This window comes from Parerythrobacter lutipelagi, from assembly GCF_005434975.1.
GTDB classification, from domain to species: domain Bacteria; phylum Pseudomonadota; class Alphaproteobacteria; order Sphingomonadales; family Sphingomonadaceae; genus Parerythrobacter_A; species Parerythrobacter_A lutipelagi.
The window spans coordinates 682081-700102 of sequence record NZ_SKCJ01000002.1; the positions used below are offsets into that span (position 1 = coordinate 682081).

General features: G+C 60.7%; 18 protein-coding genes. 13 read left to right on the forward strand and 5 right to left on the reverse strand.

Translation table 11 applies throughout. From position 1 onward, the window contains the following. Positions 1-508 precede the first annotated feature (508 nt). From E0502_RS11670 to rimK, 10 genes are all read left to right on the forward strand, one after another. Positions 509-2770 (forward strand): S9 family peptidase, encoded by a 2262-nt coding sequence (locus E0502_RS11670; protein WP_137678793.1) that lies wholly within the window; start codon positions 509-511, stop codon positions 2768-2770. Positions 2771-2854: 84 nt separating this feature from the next. Continuing rightward, positions 2855-3880, forward strand: coding sequence for an aspartate-semialdehyde dehydrogenase (locus tag E0502_RS11675; protein WP_137678173.1), 1026 nt, complete (start codon positions 2855-2857; stop codon positions 3878-3880). A 5-nt stretch (positions 3881-3885) separates the two neighbouring features. Further along, on the forward strand, positions 3886-4422 hold the full coding sequence (locus E0502_RS11680) for a hypothetical protein (RefSeq protein WP_137678174.1): 537 nt from the start codon (positions 3886-3888) through the stop codon (positions 4420-4422). Between the two features lie 32 nt (positions 4423-4454). Beyond that, entirely contained in the window at positions 4455-5114 is a 660-nt protein-coding gene (locus E0502_RS11685) for a 2-hydroxychromene-2-carboxylate isomerase (protein ID WP_137678175.1), read from the forward strand. Next, positions 5078-5866, forward strand: a complete 789-nt coding sequence (locus E0502_RS11690) for an alpha/beta fold hydrolase (RefSeq protein ID WP_192895956.1) — start codon at positions 5078-5080, stop codon at positions 5864-5866. The genes E0502_RS11685 and E0502_RS11690 overlap by 37 nt, the downstream gene beginning before the upstream one ends. Next, the gene (locus E0502_RS11695; RefSeq protein ID WP_137678176.1) at positions 5859-6386 is read left to right on the forward strand and encodes a hypothetical protein; all 528 of its coding nucleotides are present in this window, start codon (positions 5859-5861) and stop codon (positions 6384-6386) included. The genes E0502_RS11690 and E0502_RS11695 overlap by 8 nt, the downstream gene beginning before the upstream one ends. A 67-nt stretch (positions 6387-6453) precedes the next feature. Beyond that, positions 6454-8328, forward strand: coding sequence for a M2 family metallopeptidase (locus E0502_RS11700; protein WP_137678177.1), 1875 nt, complete (start codon positions 6454-6456; stop codon positions 8326-8328). Next, entirely contained in the window at positions 8286-9338 is a 1053-nt protein-coding gene (locus E0502_RS11705) for a YncE family protein (protein ID WP_240049033.1), read from the forward strand. The genes E0502_RS11700 and E0502_RS11705 overlap by 43 nt, the downstream gene beginning before the upstream one ends. Next, entirely contained in the window at positions 9335-9793 is a 459-nt protein-coding gene (locus tag E0502_RS11710) for an ATP-dependent zinc protease family protein (RefSeq protein ID WP_240049035.1), read from the forward strand. The genes E0502_RS11705 and E0502_RS11710 overlap by 4 nt, the downstream gene beginning before the upstream one ends. Then, complete coding sequence (gene rimK / locus E0502_RS11715; protein ID WP_137678178.1) at positions 9790-10695, forward strand: 30S ribosomal protein S6--L-glutamate ligase; 906 nt, start codon at positions 9790-9792, stop codon at positions 10693-10695. Before E0502_RS11710 ends, rimK begins: the two co-directional genes overlap by 4 nt. A gap of 96 nt (positions 10696-10791) precedes the next feature. Here rimK and E0502_RS11720 read toward each other — a convergent pair whose 3' ends face one another. From E0502_RS11720 to rpsF, 4 genes are all read right to left on the reverse strand, one after another. After that, the gene (locus E0502_RS11720; protein WP_137678179.1) at positions 10792-12231 is read right to left on the reverse strand and encodes an AMP nucleosidase; all 1440 of its coding nucleotides are present in this window, start codon (positions 12229-12231) and stop codon (positions 10792-10794) included. 124 nt (positions 12232-12355) lie between these two features. Next, the gene (gene rplI, locus E0502_RS11725) at positions 12356-13033 is read right to left on the reverse strand and encodes a 50S ribosomal protein L9 (protein ID WP_137678180.1); all 678 of its coding nucleotides are present in this window, start codon (positions 13031-13033) and stop codon (positions 12356-12358) included. A gap of 13 nt (positions 13034-13046) precedes the next feature. Then, positions 13047-13271, reverse strand: a complete 225-nt coding sequence (gene rpsR, locus E0502_RS11730) for a 30S ribosomal protein S18 (protein WP_137678181.1) — start codon at positions 13269-13271, stop codon at positions 13047-13049. Beyond that, on the reverse strand, positions 13271-13636 hold the full coding sequence (gene rpsF / locus E0502_RS11735; RefSeq protein ID WP_137678182.1) for a 30S ribosomal protein S6: 366 nt from the start codon (positions 13634-13636) through the stop codon (positions 13271-13273). Before rpsF ends, rpsR begins: the two co-directional genes overlap by 1 nt. 466 nt (positions 13637-14102) lie before the next feature. Here rpsF and E0502_RS11740 point away from each other — a divergent pair, with 466 nt between their 5' ends. Beyond that, positions 14103-15053 carry a DUF808 domain-containing protein gene (locus E0502_RS11740; RefSeq protein ID WP_137678183.1) on the forward strand — a complete coding sequence of 317 codons (951 nt, stop codon included), beginning with the start codon at positions 14103-14105 and terminating at the stop codon, positions 15051-15053. Further along, positions 15050-15697: a glutathione S-transferase family protein gene (locus tag E0502_RS11745; protein WP_137678184.1), complete on the forward strand. Its 648-nt coding sequence runs from the start codon at positions 15050-15052 to the stop codon at positions 15695-15697. The genes E0502_RS11740 and E0502_RS11745 overlap by 4 nt, the downstream gene beginning before the upstream one ends. Here the strand turns inward: E0502_RS11745 and E0502_RS11750 are convergent. Then, positions 15694-17121, reverse strand: coding sequence for a glutamate ligase domain-containing protein (locus E0502_RS11750; RefSeq protein WP_137678185.1), 1428 nt, complete (start codon positions 17119-17121; stop codon positions 15694-15696). The two genes, E0502_RS11745 and E0502_RS11750, sit on opposite strands and share 4 nt — an antisense overlap. Before the next feature lie 53 nt (positions 17122-17174). Here E0502_RS11750 and E0502_RS11755 point away from each other — a divergent pair, with 53 nt between their 5' ends. Beyond that, a complete protein-coding gene (locus E0502_RS11755; protein WP_137678186.1) occupies positions 17175-17999 on the forward strand; it encodes an LD-carboxypeptidase in 825 nt (274 codons plus the stop codon). The last annotated feature ends 23 nt before the right edge of the window (positions 18000-18022 follow it).

An 18022-nucleotide genomic window follows, 5' to 3' on the forward strand; every position in this document is an offset into this window, starting at 1 on the left:
ATTTCGAAAGGGCGGTTCCTGCGGGAGCCGCCCTTTTTCGTTGCAAGCCGCGCGCGTGATTGCGAGAGGGGGCGGGTCGCAGAGAGGACCCGTCGCAATGCCCCCGATATTGAAGACCACACTTGGAGCAGCCGTGCTGGCCTTTGCTGCGGTTCCCGTAAGCGCACAGGCGCAGTTCGCCGAGCAAGGCAGCGATCTTGCGATGGAGTTTCCTGCCGACCGGCAGGACCGGCGGGTGTTGCCGAACGGCGCGGAATATTTCGGCTTTTCCGGGACAGTGACCAACAAGGGAAAGGCAGATGTCGCAGTGCCGGATGTGCGCATCGTGCTGCGTGACGATCAGGAGCGGGTGGTCTACCAGATGGACTTCGTGCCACAAAAGCGCAGCCTCGCGCCCGGCGAGACGTTATCGATCCGGGATGGCATCACCGATGTCCCGGCAAGCAGCAGGTTCGCGGACTTCGGCTGGGCAACAGCGAGCAAGACAAACAATGGCAAGGCTGTCGGTATGAGCGAGACACAGGACCTGACCTTTGAACGTGTTTTCGCCTCGCCGTCGCTCGACGGGCCGAGCCCGCGGCAGGCGAAGCTATCGCCGGATGGTCGTTTCCTGACGCTGCTGCGCAACCGCGATGATGACCGCGAACGCTATGATTTGTGGGCGTTCGACCGCGAGCAGGGCGACTGGCGCATGCTGGTCGACAGCGAGAGCCTGAGCAGCGGGCGCGAATTGTCCGAGGACGAGAAGATGCAGCGCGAACGCGCCCGCGTCGGCAATCTCAAGGGCATCATCAACTACGAATGGACCGCCGATGGTCAGGGTATACTCGTCCCGCTCGATGGGGACCTCTATCTCGCCGGTCTCGATAGGCAGGCCACGCGGCTGACCGATACCGAGGAAAGCGAACTCAACCCGAAGCTGAGCAGCGAAAGCAATTTCGTCTCGTTCGTGCGCGACCGGCAGTTGTGGGTCGGGAAAATCGGCGAAGAAGCGCAGCCGGTCACGCCGAAAGAGGGCGACACGATCCGCTGGGGCGAAGCCGAATTTGTCGCGCAAGAGGAAATGGGCCGCCTGACCGGCTATTGGTGGAACCCCGACGACACCCGCATCGCGGTACAGCGCACCGACGAAAGCCCGGTCGGCATCGTCACCCGCGCCGCCATTGGCGCGACCGGGACCAAGGTGTTCGACCAGCGCTACCCGGTGGCGGGCAGCGCCAACGCCATAGTCGAGCTGTTCGTGATGGACCCGGACGGCGGCGACAAGGTGAAGGTCGATCTTACGGCGGGCATGGACCCCGAATATTACGATGTTTCCCAGCCGCATGACATCTATCTCGCTCGCGTCGATTGGGCGCCCGACGGCAGGCTGTTTGTCCAGCGCCAGAACCGCGAGCAGACCGTGCTCGACCTGCTGGAGGTCGATCCGGCGACGGGCGAAAGCAACATTCTGCTGATCGAGTATGCTGCGTCCGAGAATTACTGGGTCAACCTGTCGGACGACTACAAATTCCTCAAAGACGGATCATTTCTGTGGTGGAGCGAGCGTGACGGCTTTGCGCATCTCTATCGCAGCTTCCAGGGGATGCGTTTCACGGCAGACGACAATGTCGATCCTGCAAAAGTCGGAACACGGCTGCCGATTGTTCCCACGACACAGCAACTCACGTCCGGCAACTGGGTCGTCACCAAGCTGGTCGGGGTCGACCAGGATGCGGGCCGCGTGTTCTACACCGGTACCAGCGCGCAGGATCCGCTCGAGCAGCACGTCTATTCGGCTGCGCTGGATGGATCGGTGTCACCGATACGCCTCACAGAGACGGGCTTCACTCACTCCGCCAGCATGGACAAGGGCGGCAAGACGCTGCTCATCACGCGTTCGAGTCACAGCCAGCCGACGCAAAGCTATCTTGCTGACCAAGACGGACAACGCCTCGCCTGGGTCGAGGAGAACGCACTTGATGCGGGCCATCCCTATACGCCCTATCTTGCAAGCCACCGCCCTGCACAGTTCGGGACGATCAAGGCCGCCGATGGCGAGACCGACCTATATTACAAGATGGTCACGCCCGAGATGGAGCCGGGGAAGAGCTACCCCGTGTTCTACTACCACTACAGTGGGCCCGGGCCGCAGGTTGTGACACGCGGGTGGGACGGAGCCTTGCAGCAAGCGGTCGTTGATGCGGGCTATATCTGGTTCGAACTCGACAATCGGGGCAGCGCGAACCGCGGCGTCGCCTTCGAGCAGCCGCTCTACCGCGCAATGGGCAGTGTCGAAGTGGACGACCAGCGTGCGGGTGCCGAATTCCTCAAGACGCTGGACTATGTCGATGGCGACAAGATCGCGCTCTATGGCTGGTCCTATGGCGGTTACATGACGCTCAAGCAGATGCAGGCCGATCCCGGGCTCTATGCTGCGGGAATATCCGGCGCGCCGGTGACCAAGTGGGAGCTTTACGACACGCACTACACCGAGCGTTATATGGGCGATCCGAACACAGTGCCCGAAGCCTATCAGGCCGCCAGCGCTATCCCCGATGCGACGAAGATCAGCGATCCGCTGCTGCTGATCCACGGCATGGCGGACGACAATGTCGTGTTCGAGAATTCATCCGAACTGATTTCCGTGTTGCAGGAAGGCAATGTGCCGTTCGAGATGATGCTCTATCCCGGCTACACGCACCGCGTGTCGGGAGAGAATATTTCGCCGCACATGTGGAACACGATTTTCCGCTTTCTCGAGAGCAACGCAGTCACGCCGCCGGAGTGATGGTTTAAGCGCCTCAAGCGACACTGCGGTTGCAGGGGGCAATCCAGTCGCTATCTCGGCAGCGAACAGGTTTGGAGAAAGATATTGGGTTATCGCGTAGCAATCGTCGGGGCGACCGGAAACGTCGGTCGCGAGATGATGCAGGTTCTCGCAGAGCGGGAGTTTCCGTGTGACGAAGTCGCGGCGGTCGCATCCTCGCGATCGCATGGGAGCGAAGTCGAATTCGGCGACACCGGCAAGATGCTCAAATGCCGCAGTATCGAGCATTTCGACTGGTCCGGCTGGGACATTGCCCTGTTCTCCGCCGGAAGCGGTCCGGCCCGGGAATACGCGCCCAAGGCTGCTGCGACTGGCTGTGTGGTGATCGACAACAGCTCGCTCTACCGGATGGAACCGGATGTTCCGCTGATCGTGCCGGAGGTGAACCCGGACGCGATCGACGGCTACAAGAAGCGCAACATCATCGCCAACCCCAACTGTTCGACCGCTCAGCTGGTGGTGGCGCTCAAGCCGCTGCACGATGCCGCGACGATCAAGCGGGTTGTGGTTTCAACCTACCAGTCCGTGTCTGGTGCGGGCAAATCGGGAATGGACGAGCTGTTCACGCAGAGCCGTGCGATTTTCGTCGGTGATCCCGTCTTGCCGGAGGCATTCACCAAACAGATCGCTTTCAACGTTATCCCGCACATCGATGTTTTCCTCGATGATGGATCGACCAAGGAAGAATGGAAGATGATGGTTGAGACCAAGAAAATCCTCGACCCCAAGATCAAGCTGACTGCGACCTGCGTGCGGGTGCCGGTGTTCGTCGGCCATTCCGAAGCCATCAACATCGAATTTGAAAACGAGATTTCCGCCAAGGAAGCGCAGGACATCTTGCGCGAAGCACCCGGTTGCATGTTGATCGACAAGCGCGAGGACGCCGGATACATCACCCCAGTCGAAGCTGCTGGGGACGGAGCGACTTACATCAGCCGCGTGCGCGAAGACCCGACGGTCGAGAACGGTTTGACCTTGTGGTGCGTGTCGGACAACTTGCGGAAAGGTGCCGCGCTCAATGCGGTGCAGATTGCCGAGCTGCTCGGGCGGCGGCATTTGAAGAAGGGGTGATGACAATGCGCCGACTGTTCGTGCTGGGAGCGGGGCTTGCGCTTGGCGCATGCGAGTTGAATGCCGCGGGTTCGGCAGTTCCGGACGAGGCCTCTGCAATCGAGGTGTCGGGACAGGGCATTGGCTGGAACGGATCGGGTGCAAGCATGCTGATCAGTTTCGGTGCAACACAAAGCGAGATCGAAGAATTGCTTGTGGCCGACCTGCAAAATCGGCCCGCAACGGCATCCAATGAGGAATGTGGCGCGGGCCCCATGCAATTCAGCACCTTCGACAATGGTCTAGTGCTCAATTTCCAGGATGGCGAATTCGTCGGCTGGTTTCTCGACGGCGAGTCGCCTGTAAAAACAGACAAGGGTGTGCGCACCGGCGATCCGATTGGCAGCTTCGCGAGCGCGCATGGAGCCGAGGAGATGGCCGAGAGTACGCTGGGCATCGAGTATTATTCTTCAGCCGAAGGAATTGGTGCATTGGCCGGAGAAAATCCGGAAGACGCGCGGGTCGAGGCACTCTACGCCGGCACCCAGTGTTTCTTCCGCTAGACTAGCGGCGCGCCTTGCGCGAAAAGGCCTGCATGACCCTACAGGCAGACCTCTATTTCAGCTTCCGTTCGCCCTACAGCTATCTGGCCATCGGGCGCTATCGCGATCTGGCCGCAAGCCACAATATCGATATCGCGCTGCGCCCGGTGTATCCGCTGGCCGTGCGGCAGCCCGATTTCTTCGAGCGCAACCATCCCAACTGGTTGCGGTACACCCTCCTCGATGTAGTGCGCGTGGCGCAGTTCGAGGGCATCCCATTCGGTCCGCCGCGCCCCGATCCCATTGTGCAGGACATGGCGACCCGCAAGATCGCCGAGGAGCAGCCCCATATCCGGCGGATCACAAGGCTGGGGCAGGCGGCGGCGCGAAGCAAATATCCCTCGGCCAAAGGGCTGGCCTTTGCGCATGAGGCGGCGCAGCTGATCTGGGGCGGAGCCGAAGGTTGGAATGAGGGAGAACACCTCTCCGGCGCGGCGGAGCGCGCAGGTCTCGATCTGGCCGAACTCGATGAGGAAGTCGCGGCGCAGGCAGAGGAGCTGGATGCGGAGATCGCCGCCAACCAGCAAGAGCTAGAAGCAGCCGGCCATTGGGGCGTTCCGACGCTGGTGTTTGGCGGCGAACCCTTTTTCGGGCAGGACCGGATAGAAATGGCCAAATGGCGGATGGAGCAGAAGGGGCTGGCAAAGCGTTGAGCGATCTGGTGACCGAACGGGTTTCTTCCTTCGATGGCACCGGGCTCGCCGTGCATCGCCTGGGCGCAGGGCGCCCTGTCCTGCTGTTGCACGGCCTGTTTTCGACCGCCGAGGTCAACTGGATCAAATTCGGCCATGCGCAAAAGCTCGCCGACGCCGGGTTCGAGGCGATCATGCCCGACTTGCGCGCGCACGGGCTTAGCGGCAAGCCGCATGATCCGGCGGCCTATCCCGACGATGTGCTGGCTCAGGACGTCGCAGCGCTTGTCGATACGCTCGGACTTGAAGAATTCGACCTGGTTGGTTTCTCGCTCGGTGCGCGTACGGCGGTGCGGGCGGTGATCAACGGACTCAGGCCGCGCAGGCTGGTGCTGGCCGGCATGGGGCTGGAAGGTCTGGCAGGCTGGAACCGCCGCGCGGCGTTTTTCATCGATGCGATCGACCGGTTTGATCTGATCAAACGCGGCGATGCGGCATTCATGGCAATGAGCTTCATGAAAACGATGAAGATCGACCGCGTGGCTGCGCGCCTGTTGCTGCAATCGGTCGCCGATACGGAGCCGGTCCAGCTATCGGCCTTGACCATGCCGACGATGGTCCTGTGCGGTGACAAGGACAATGATAACGGGTCGGCGCAGAAGCTGGTCGAAGCCCTGCCAAATGCTCAATATGTCGAAATTCCCGGCACTCATATGAGCTCGGTTACCGAAGCTGCGATGGGCGATGCGCTGGTGAGGTTTCTCAATGGCTGACGACCCTTTCCGAGCGAAATTCATGCTGCTGTGGCCGCTTGGTCTGGTGCTGTTCGCAGGGGTGATATGGCTCGGCCTGCCGCTCGACATAGAAGGTGTACCGGGCGGTATCCTGGCGCATCAGGCGGCGGGCGACGGCCGGTCGATCGATTTGATCCAGCGGGCATGGATGGATGCAGGCCTGTATGATCGCGCACGCTACGCCATGTTTGGCGACATCGTGTTCATCACCGTCTATGGTCTGGGTTCGTGGTATGCCGGATTGCACTTCATGCAGGATCCGGCAACGCGCGTGCGACGGATGGGCATCATGCTGGTGATTGCTGCAGCACTGTTTATCGCGACGGACTATGCCGAGACTTTCGCTCAGATCATCCAGTTACAGCAAGAGCGCGGCAGCGACGCAATGGCATCGGTTGCCGCCACCGTGCGGCCGGTCAAGATCGCCGCATGGCTGGTGACATTTTTCGGTGTGATTGCCGCGCTTGTCGTTCGTCGAATTTCAGCGCGCCCCGCTTGATTCACCGCGCTGGCAGGTTCAAACCGGTAACGGTGGAAACCGGATTTTCCGTGAGAGGACTGAAATCATGAAATACGCATCCGTTGCGCTCTCTGCGCCGCTGTTCGCTTTGGCAATATCGCTTGCCGCACCTGCCCATGCCGATCATCACGCGATGAGCGAAACAGACGCAGAGCACGCGGAGCAGGTCTCCGGCTTCCCTCTGACGGCAGACGGGGCAGCGCAATTCGTCGCCGATACGGAAGCCGAAATGCAGAAGCTCTGGGTCATCGGGGCGCAGGCGCAATGGGTCAATTCGACGTATATCACCCAGGATACCAACGCTTTGGCCGCGCATTTCGGGGCGATCGCGGCAGAAACGGCTGTCGAGAAAGCGCTGGCCGCTGCAAAGTTTGCCGAGGTTGACGGGCTGGATCCCGACGTCGCGCGCAAGCTGGACATTTTGCGCGTCGCGCTGACGCTGCCGACGCCTACCACCGAAGGCGCAGCGGCCGAAACGGCAACGATCGCGACCGAGTTGAACGCCGCCTATGGTGCGGGCACGGGCACTCTGAAAGGGGAGACCATCAACGGGTCGGATATCGAAGCGGAGATGGGCAACCTCGAGCGGACGTCGGAAGAGCTCTCCGAAATGTGGTCTAGCTGGCACACCAATGTCGGCGCTCCGATGAAAGACGACTATGTCCGTATGGTCGATCTGACCAACGCCGGCGCGCGGGAACTTGGCTATGCCGATTTCGGCGCGATGCAGCGATCCAAATACGACATGAGTGCAGAGCAGTTTGCTGCGGAAACCGAACGCATGTGGCAGGAAGTGAAGCCGCTCTACATGGCGCTGCACACCTATGTCAGGGCAAAGCTCAACGATAAGTACGGCGACGAGATCCAGCCGGCGACGGGTCCAATCCGCGCTGATCTGCTGGGCAACATGTGGGCTCAGGAATGGGGTAATATCTATCCGCTGGTCGCACCGGAGGGCGCAGGCGACATCGGTTACGATCTGACCGAGCTGATTGAAGAAAAGGGCTACAGCGCGGTCGATATGGTTCGCGTTGGTGAGAATTTCTTCTCATCGCTGGGTTTCGAGTCCTTGCCGGAAAGCTTTTACGAACGCTCCATGTTCGTAAAACCCGCCGACCGGGAAGTGGTGTGTCACGCGTCGGCCTGGGACGTCGAGAACAGCGATGACCTGCGGATCAAGATGTGCATCAAGCCCAACGCCGATGACTTCATCACCATCCACCACGAGCTGGGCCATAACTATTACCAGCGCGCCTATGGCGTGCAGGATTTCCTCTATCGCGACAGCGCTAATGACGGCTTCCACGAAGCCATCGGCGACATGATCGCCCTGTCGATTACGCCGGAATATCTGGTCCAGATCGACATGCTCGACCGGGCCGATGTGCCCAGTGCGGACAAGGATATCGGCCTCTTGCTGCGGCAAGCGATGGACAAGGCCGCATTCCTGCCGTTCGGCCTTCTGATGGATCGTTATCGCTGGGGCATTTATGACGGCAGCACGACGCCGGAAGAATACAATGCGGACTGGAACCGGCTGCGGCTGGAATATCAGGGCATTGTTCCCCCGACAGAGCGCGATCCGGCCGGGTTCGACGCGGGCGCAAAGTACCATGTGCCCGGCAATGTTTCCTACACCAGGTATTTCCTTGCGCGGCTGCTGCAGTTCCAGTTCTACAAGGCCGCGTGTGATCAGGCGGGCTGGGAAGGGCCGCTGCACCGCTGCTCGTTCTACGGGAACGAAGAGGTCGGCAAGAACCTCAATGCCATGCTGGCAATGGGCTCGTCCGAGCCGTGGCCCGACGCGCTCGAAGCGTTCACCGGTGAGCGGCAAATGAGCGGCAAGGCGATGCTAGAATATTTCGCGCCGCTGAAAGAATGGCTCGACGAGCAGAACGAGGGCAAGCCGACCGGATGGTGAAGCTGCTGGCTCCGTTCAGCGCCTTGGCGCTCCTCGCCTGCGCACCTGTCGCGGGCGGGGAGGGCGACGGGCAAGCTGCAACCTCGACCGAATTGGCAGGGCAGTTCCTCTTTGTTGCCAACAAGCGAGGGAATTCTCTGTCGAAGATCGATCTGGCAACAGGTGAGGAAGTGCAGCGGGTGGACAGTTGTGCGAACCCGCACGAGCTGGCGACTTCGCCTGATGACAAGTGGGTGGCGCTTGCCTGTTATGGCGGAACCACAGTCGACATATTCAGCACGTCCGACCTTGCTCGCCTGCGCAGCATCGAATTGGGCGAGAATGCGAGGCCGCACGGGATCGTCTGGCACGCCAATGGTGACATCTACGTGACGGCGGAGGGGCGTCAGTCGGTGTTCCGGATACAGCGCCCGGTCGGCGAAATGGCAGCTTTCGAGTTCGCGACCGGTAAGCGCGGTAGCCACATGCTCGCCGTATCGCCAGATGCGCGTCATGCCTGGACGATGGATCTCGGTAGCGGCACAGTGACGCTGGTTGACCTGCTGACGAAGAGAGCGCCGCGTTCGGTTGAAGTCGGCGATGAGCCCGAGGGCATCTCGCTGTCGCCGGATGGCAAGTCGCTGTGGGTCTCTGCGCGCGGCTCCGACAAGGCGATCGAGCTTGATCCGATGACGCTGGAAGTGCGCAACCAAGTGGATACCGGCGCATTCCCCTTGCGTTTGGCGATCCGGCCGCAGGGCGATGTCGCTGTCACCTCCGATCTCGCCGATGGCAGTTTGACGGTCATCGATCTCAAGACCGCAGCAGTCCTGCGCACGATTGCCGTTTCAAGCGTTGAAGAGGCGCAAACACGGTTTCAGGTGACGATACTGTGGTCAGACGACGGCAAGCGTGTATATGTCGCGGAAACCGGCACAAACTCTGTTGCCGAAGTGGATTACACAACAGGAAAAGTGCTCCGCCGCCTCAAGACCGGCGATGGCGGGGACGGATTGGCAATTCTCGATTGAGCATCAAGCGCAAGGCATTGTCCGTCGTCGGCTGGCGCGAACTTGTACACCTGCCCGACCTCGGTCTCGATGGGATTCCGGCCAAGATCGATACAGGCGCACGGACATCGTCGCTCCACGGTGAAGTGATCGAGGACTTCGAGCGTGACGGTGAAAAATATGTCCGGTTTGCCGTCGACTGGGACGGTGAACGGCATATTTGCGAAGCGGTTCATGTCGATATTCGCGGTATCACCAGCTCGAACGGGGAAACCCAGCGGCGCTATGTCATCAAAACCCCGCTGAAGATCGGCGATGTCGAATTTCGCGCAGAAATCAGCCTTGCCGATCGCTCGGACATGAAGTTCCCGATGTTGATCGGTCGGTCCTCGCTGCGTCGTCGCTTCGTCGTCGACTCCGGCTACAGCTGGCTGCAAACTCCTGAGAAAAAGACCACGAAAGGTCACAAACCATGAAGATCGCAATGCTCGCCAGAAACCCAAACCTCTATTCGCACAAGCGGCTGGTGGAGGCGGCTAAACAACGCGGCCATACGCTGGACATCCTGAATACCACCCGCTGCACGGTGAATATCGCCAGCCATCGTCCCACAGTCATGTACCGGGGCGAGACGCTGCAAGGTTATGAAGCTGTGATCCCGCGTATCGGCGCGTCGATCACCGCTTATGGGCTTGCGGTCTTGCGCCAGTTCGAGATGGGCGGGGTGTGGTCATTGAATGAAAGCGTCGCCATCGGCCGGAGCCGGGACAAGCTGCGCTCCACGCAGATCATGGCGAAATACGGGCTCGGCCTGCCGCTGACCGCCTATGCCAACGATCCCAAACAGGCGGAACAGATCATCAAAGCGGTCAATGGTCCGCCGGTGGTGATCAAGCTGCTCGAAGGCACGCAAGGCATCGGTGTCGTGCTGGCCGAAACGCTGAAGGGCGGGGCGTCCATCATCGAGGCGTTTCGCGGTGCAAACGTCGCGATAATGGTGCAGGAATTTATCAAGGAAGCAGGCGGGTCGGACATCCGCTGTCTCGTGGTCGGCGGCAAAGTGGTTGCCGCGATGAAGCGGCAAGGGGCCGAAGGCGAATTTCGGAGCAATCTGCACCGGGGCGGCAGCGCGCAGCTGATCAAGATTACACCGGAAGAACGCTCGACCGCCGTGCGTGCGGCCAAGGCAATGGGGCTGAATGTTTGCGGCGTCGACTTGCTGCGGTCCAATCACGGACCGGTGATCATGGAAGTGAACTCTTCACCTGGACTGGAAGGCATAGAGAATGCCACCGGCAAGGATATTGCGGGGATGATAATCGAATTCATCGAAGGCAACGCGAAGCCGGGCAAGACCAAGACCAAGGGCGCGGGGTAACTCAGAGCTGCGGCACCTCTGACATCACTAACATTGGTTGCAGGGACGCCGCGCCAGAGAGTTCACTATTGACCGCTTGCCGACGTATCGCTGTCTCTACCTGAACGGCGGTTCGTTGAATGCGCGCAGCTTGCGGCTGTGCAGCCGGTCACCCTCGTCGCGCAGGCGTCTGCATGCTTCCAGCCCCATCTGGAGGTGAGCGGCGATGGCTTCCTCGTAAAACTGGTTTGCCTGCCCCGGCAGCTTGATCTCGCCGTGGAGCGGCTTGTCGCTGACGCATAGCAGCGTGCCGTAGGGAACGCGGAAGCGGTAGCCCTGGGCGGCGATGGTCGCGCTTTCCATTTCGATGGCGATTGCGCGGCTTTGGGAAAAACGCTTTGCGCTGGTCGAATAGAGCAATTCCCAATTGCGGTCGTCAGTGGTGACTACAGTGCCGGTGCGCAGCCTCTGCTTCAGATTGGCACCCTGCGCGCCAGAAACAGCCTCTGCCGCGCCTGCCAGCGCTTGCTGGACTTCGGCAATCGGCGGAATCGGAATTTCCGGCGGTAGCACCCCGTCGAGCACATGGTCATCGCGCAAATAGGCGTGGGCAAGCACGAAATCGCCGATCTTCTGGCTCGAGCGCAAACCGCCGCAATGACCGATCATCAGCCAGCTGTGCGGCCGCAAGACAGCCAGATGATCGGTAATCGTCTTCGCATTTGACGGCCCCACGCCGATGTTGACCAGAGTGATACCGCGCCGGTCTTCGCGCATCAGGTGATAGGCCGGCATCTGGTGTTTGCGCCAGGCGGTATCAGACAGTTGCAGACGTGCATTCTCGGTCTTCTCGCGGATGTCGAGCCCGCCTGCGCCAGTCAGACCGATATAGCCATCCTGCCCGATTTGGTCGGCAGCCCAGTCAACGAATTCATCAACATAACGATGATAGTTGGTGAACAGGATGAAGTGCTGGAAATCCTCGGTCCGGGTCCCGGTGTAATGTGCCAGGCGGGCGAGCGAATAGTCGGTCCGCAGCCCGTCGAACAGCGACAGCGGCATGTCTGCTTCGAGATCGAAGAATTCGTACCCGTCGGCCAGTTCATCACCGATGAGCGCGAGATCCGTTGCCGGGAAGTGCTTGGCCAGTTCCTGCGGTGCGATACCGGCCATCAGCGCCCCTGCCTCGCCGTCGAGCACATAGGGGAAGGCGATCTCCTGACGAGATTTGCCGACTTCCAGCCGCACGTCATAGTCAGCTGTGATGATCGCCAGTTGTTCTTTCAGATAATCAGCGAACAATGCCGGGCGCGTTATGGTGGTTGAATATCTGCCGGTTTGCTCCAACCGGCCGAACGCGCGTGAGCGGTCCGATGGATTGCCTTCGCCGTCGAAATGCAGGCGCAGTTCCGGATAGGCGTAGGTACCGTCGGTGCGCCTCGTCGGGGACGGGATCGTGCCATCCTTTGCGTAAGCCAGAATGTCACTGCGCAGGGCTTCGGCTGCCGCGTCGTGGATGCGGATCAGGTCGTCTATGATTTTCGAGAAACTGGACATGGCCAGCAACTAACGCCTTTTGGCGACATTTCAAGACAGGCCGATGTTGCCGACCGGCGCCAAAGAAAAAGGGCGCGACCAGCTGGCCGCGCCCCTTTCGGTGCTTCGCAAGGTTACGAAAGAATCAGCCTTCGCTGGTTTCGTCACCTTCCGGAGCAGTTGCTTCGATCTTCGCTTCTGCTTCCGAAGTGCCTTCGGGCGAATCAACGCCGTCTTCCAGCAATTCAGCGGGGATTTCGCCCGGCTCAAGAGTTGGATCGGTCTGGTTGGCAGATGCCGCGTCTTCGATTTCCTTCTGTTCTTCTTCGAACAGCTGGGCGAGGACGTCGATACCCTGGCTCTGAAGCTCGGCTTCGTCTTCGGAGCGGGCGACATTCGCCTTCACCGTGACGTGAACTTCCGGGTGCAGGGCGACGGTCACGTCGTGCATGCCGATCATCTTGATCGGGCTGCCCATGATGACCTGCTTCTTGTCGACCGAATGGCCTTTTTCTTCCAGCCCGCTGACGATGTCGCGGACATTGACCGAACCGTAAAGCTGGCCAGCGTTGGACGATGCACGCAGCAGGACGATTTCGGTCCCGCCGACCTTGTCGCCGGCGCTTTCGGCTTCCGTGCGTTTCTCTGCGTTTTCTTTTTCAAGACGTTCGCGGTTGGCTTCGAAAACCTTCTTGTTGGCGGCGTTGGCGCGCAGGGCCTTCTTCTGCGGAAGCAGGAAGTTGCGAGCGTAGCCATCTTTCACAGTGACAACGTCACCGATCGAGCCAAGGTTGCCGATGCGTTCGAGGAGAATGATATCCATGTGTCTACTCCTCCTACTTCACGATGTACGGAAGCAGGCCGATCTGGCGTGAACGCTTGATCGCTTTGGCGAGCTCGCGCTGCTTCTTTGCCGAAACGGCAGTGATACGGGAAGGAACGATCTTGCCACGCTCAGAGATGAAACCCTGCAGCAGACGAACGTCCTTGTAATCGATCTTCGGCGCATTCTTGGCCGTGAACGGGCAAGTCTTGCGGCGGCGGAAAAACGGGCGGGCCATCAGTTACGCTCCTCGCGGTCGCGACGCTTCTTCGTATCGCGGTCGTTCTTGCGCATCATCACGCTCGGGCCTTCTTCGTGCTCTTCGACACGGACGGTCATGTAGCGGATGACGTCTTCGTTGATGCGCGTCTGGCGCTCGAGCTCGGCAACAACGGAGCCAGGGCCCTCGATGTTGAGCATCACGAAATGCGCCTTGCGGTTACGATCGATCTTGTAGGCGAGCGATTTCAGACCCCAGGTCTCCGTCTTGGTGACCTTGCCGTCATTCTGCTCGATGATCTCGGTGGCGTTAGCGGCCAGTTGGTCGACCTGAGACTGGCTCAGATCCTGACGCGCCAAGAATACATGCTCGTATAGAGCCATGCTCTTGTCCTTTCATTGTCATGCCGATCGCTGGCTGATCCGCGGGATTGCGGGGCCCCTCCGGCTTTCTTCGTCTCGCAGCTGGGAAGCAGCGAAGGCGCGCACATAGCGGTATGCGCGGGAATTGCAAGCAATGAGCGCAGGCCGGGTGTGACACTGACCGGGGGTATTCGCGAAACTTCGACTGACCGAAAAATCCACTGGTGAGGGAGGCTTAAAGGAGTGATCGCGAGGTCGTGTGTCACCTTCCGTGTCTCGTCCGGTTGCGCCGCATCCCCGCGTTCTCATGGCCGAAGAGTGGATTCGAGGCACGCAAAGCCGATTCGCGTGTTGTGACCATGGGCCGCGTTCTGCCAGCGGCGCGGCGTGTAGGACAGCATGGGCCGGATCAGCTGAACCGCTCGGTTGCGCAAAGCAGGATTGACGGGCAAGGCCCGCGCAATCCGAATTTGAAGGAAACGAATAAATGCCCGGTGGATTGGTTGCCCTGCTCGACGACGTATCGATCATCGCCCGCGCCGCGGCGGCCTCGGTCGACGATATTGCTGCCGCAGCCGGCCGCGCAGGATCGAAGACGGCGGGCGTGGTGATCGACGATGCGGCCGTCACGCCGAGCTACGTTACGGGGCTTTCCCCGGCGCGCGAATTGCCGATCATCTGGTCGATCACCAAGGGCAGTTTCAAGAACAAGCTCCTGATCCTGCTGCCGGGGGCGATCCTGCTCAGCGAGTTCCTGCCCGGCGCGATCATCTTCTTCCTCATGCTGGGCGGACTGTACCTGTCCTATGAAGGCGCGGAAAAGGTGATCGAGAAGCTCGGCGGTGAAAAGCACGGCAAGACCGTGGACGATGTGATCGAAGACCCGGCCCGGTTCGAGAAAGAGCGGATTGCCGGAGCCATCCGGACCGACCTGATCCTGTCCGGGGAAATCATGGCGATTACTCTCAACGAGATCGACCTCGACATATGGTGGGAGCGCGGCATCGCGCTTGCGGTGGTCGCCATCGTTGTGACGGTGGTGGTCTACGGGGCGGTCGCACTGATTGTGAAAATGGACGATGTCGGTCTTCACCTGACGAAAAAGCCGTCCGAGTTCGCACAGAAATTCGGGCACGGCATGGTCGCCTTCGTACCGCATCTGCTGACTACGCTAAGCTTTATCGGGACGATAGCGATGCTGTGGGTCGGCGGCGGCATCCTGCTGCACGGCACGCATGAAATCGGGCTGCATGGATTGTATGATGCGGCGCACGGGCTGGAAAGCGCCGTCCAATCGACGACCGGCGCGCTGGGCGGGCTGCTGGGCTGGGTTTCCTATGCCGCCGCCTCGGCCGTGCTGGCCCTGATAGTCGGCGCGGTTATTGTGTTTGTGCTGCACAAGGTCTTCAAGCTCGGCCACGCACCGGGGGCGCATTGAGCGCGCCGACACTCTATACCTGCGCCGGATCGCGCGGCCTGCGCTGTACCTGGGCGGCAGAGGAAGCGGGGATCGAGCTGGACCTTGAACTCCTGCCGTTTCCGCCGCGTTTCGCAGCGCCCGAATATCTTGAGATCAATCCGCTCGGCACGGTTCCGCTGCTGGTTGACGGGCCCGAAGACGGTGGGGCGCGGATGACCGAAAGCTGCGCCATCGCGCATTACCTCGCCACAAAGAACGGACCGAGCGAGCTCGCAATTGCTCCGGGCGAGGCGGACTATGCCGAGTATCTCGATTACACTTACCACGCCGACGCGACGATCACCTTCCCGCAGACCGTCTACATGCGCTTCGCAATGTTCGAGAAGGACAAGGGCTGGGCCGAGGCTGGCGAAGCCTACGCAAAGTGGTTCTGGAAGCGATTGGTCAAAGTCGAGCGGCGGCTGGATGGGCGCGAATACCTCTGTGCCGACCGCTTCACCGTCGCCGATATCTGCGTCGGCTACGCATTGATCTTGGCCGAGCGCGTCGGGCTGGACGAAGGCGTGCCGGAGAGTCTCAAGACCTATCGCGAGCGGTTGGTGGCAAGGGATGGCTATCGCCGCGCGGTCGAGCGAGAGAAAGCCGGACCTCGGGCGATTTAGGGTAGCCGGTCGAGGATCGACTTCGCAAACTTTGTCAGCGTATCGTCGCGCGCGCCCATCACCACGATGCGGTCGCCGGGCTTGGCGATCGAGGCGATCAACTTGCCGCAATCTTCGCGCGACGGAACGTGATCGGCCAGTCCGCCGGCTTCCTCAATCATTTGCACGATGCGTTCGCTGCCCTGGCTGCGATCAACCGTGCCGCCATAATATACCGGATCGCAGAAGATCGAGATGTCCTCCGGTCCTAGCTCGCGCACGAAGGTTTCAGCCAATTCGTGCCCCATCTGGCGCAGCGGCCCGTAGCCATGCGGCTGGAAGAAAGCGATCACCCGGCCCGGATGCGCTTTAAGCGTGCGCAAGGTTGCGGCGCATTTTTCCGGATTGTGCCCGAAATCGTCGATCACGGTGATACCGCTTTCGCTGGTGCCGACGATGTCGAAGCGTCGGGCGAGGCCAGCGAAACCTGCGAGCGCTTCGACAGAAGCAGAAACAGGCACGCCCGCTGCGGCTGCTCCGGCGATTGCGGCCAGCGCATTGGATAGATTGTGCCTCCCCGGCATGGCGAGGCGCAGCGGATGCTCGCTGCCATCGTGCCGATCAATGACCAGTGCGGCCTGCTTGGTCGGTCCCTCTGCGATTGAACCGGGAACGATGCCGATCTGGGCCTTTTCCTGCTCGATCCCGAAGGTAATCACTTCGTTCGCGCGCGGTAGAAGTTGCAGCGCTTCGGCATCGTCGGCGTTGATTGCTGCAATCCGGCTTCGACTCAGGAAATCACCGAACAGCTGGCGCAATTCGTCCATGCTTTTGTGGTCGAGACTGACATTGAGCAACACGCCGACCGCAGACCGATAGAGCGCAATCGACCCGTCGCTCTCGTCCACTTCGCTGACGAAAATGCTCTGTCCACCGACCAGCGCACTGGCAAACGGGCGTTCCTCGCTGACGAAATTCTTCATCACCGCGCCATTCATCACCGTCGGATCACGCCCGGCGGCGTGCATGATCCAGCTGAGCATACCGGTCACGGTCGATTTGCCGCTGGTTCCGGCAACAGCCAGACCGGCCCCGCTGGTGTTGAACAGGATGGAGAGCAGTTCGGCCCGGGTCATGCGCAAGCAGCCAAGTTCATTGGCGCGGACCATTTCCGGCACGGTATCCTCGACCGCTGCCGAAGCGACCAGTATCTGGTCGGACGAAACAATGCCGCTGCCATCCTGTGGATACAGTGCCATCCCTTGCGATTCGAGCGCCGCGAACTTCGCCGGTGTGCGGCCTTGATCGCGGCTGCGATCGCTGCCTTCGACGGTCGCGCCGCGGCCCTGGAGGATTTGCGCCAGCGGCATCATGCCGGAACCGCCGATACCGCAGAAGAAGAAGGGGCGTGCGAAAAGGTCGTCGGGTGTGGGGAAATCGCTCATCGCGGCTTCGCTATGCAGTTGTGCGCGGCAAAACAAGCGGGCAAGCTGCACGGATGATCAAAATCGCCATTTGCGCCCCTGGAAAGCGCCTCGAACGCGAACATGCCGATGCCGTGCAGGACCGGTTTGCTGGGCGTGACGATGTGGAACTCGTCTTCCATCGCCAGTGCTTCGAGCGGCACGGCCACTTTGCCGGAGACGACGCCACGCGTCTCGCGGCGCTGCTCGAATGCGCCAATGATGACAGCGTCGATGCGGTTTGGTTTGCTGCGGGCGGTTACGGCTCCAACCGGATCGCTGCCGACGCGCTAGCGGGAATGGGGGATGCTGCGCGCGGCAAGACCTGGTTGGGCTATTCCGACACCGGCTATTTGCTGGCTGCTCTCTATCGCACGAGAACCGGCGTCCCCGTGCATGGCCCGATGGTAGCGGATATCGGTCGCCCCAACGGAGAGCACGCAATCGATCGCGCCGTCGGCTTCCTGTGTGGAGATACCGCCGGTGTGGAGGCGGAAATCGATGACCGGGCCACTGCGGCCTTCAATCTGACCACGCTGGCCATGCTTTGCGGGACCGACCTGATGCCGGACCTGTCCGGTCATGTTGTCCTGATCGAAGAGGTTTCGGAGCATCTTTACGCCATAGACCGCCTGCTTTTTCACGTTTCTCACCATCTGCGCGGCATAGCCGGACTGCGCCTCGGGAGAATCTCCGACATACCCGAAAATGACCGCCCCTTCGGACAAAGCGAGGAGGAGATCGTGCGGTACTGGTGCGCGCGAGAGGATATTCCCTACCTCGGCTTCGCCGATATCGGCCATGATGCGGCCAACAAGATCGTGCCGTTCGGGCTTGCGGCAGCGGCCTCTCGCGCATAGGCCGCGCAGCCAAAGGAGATCGT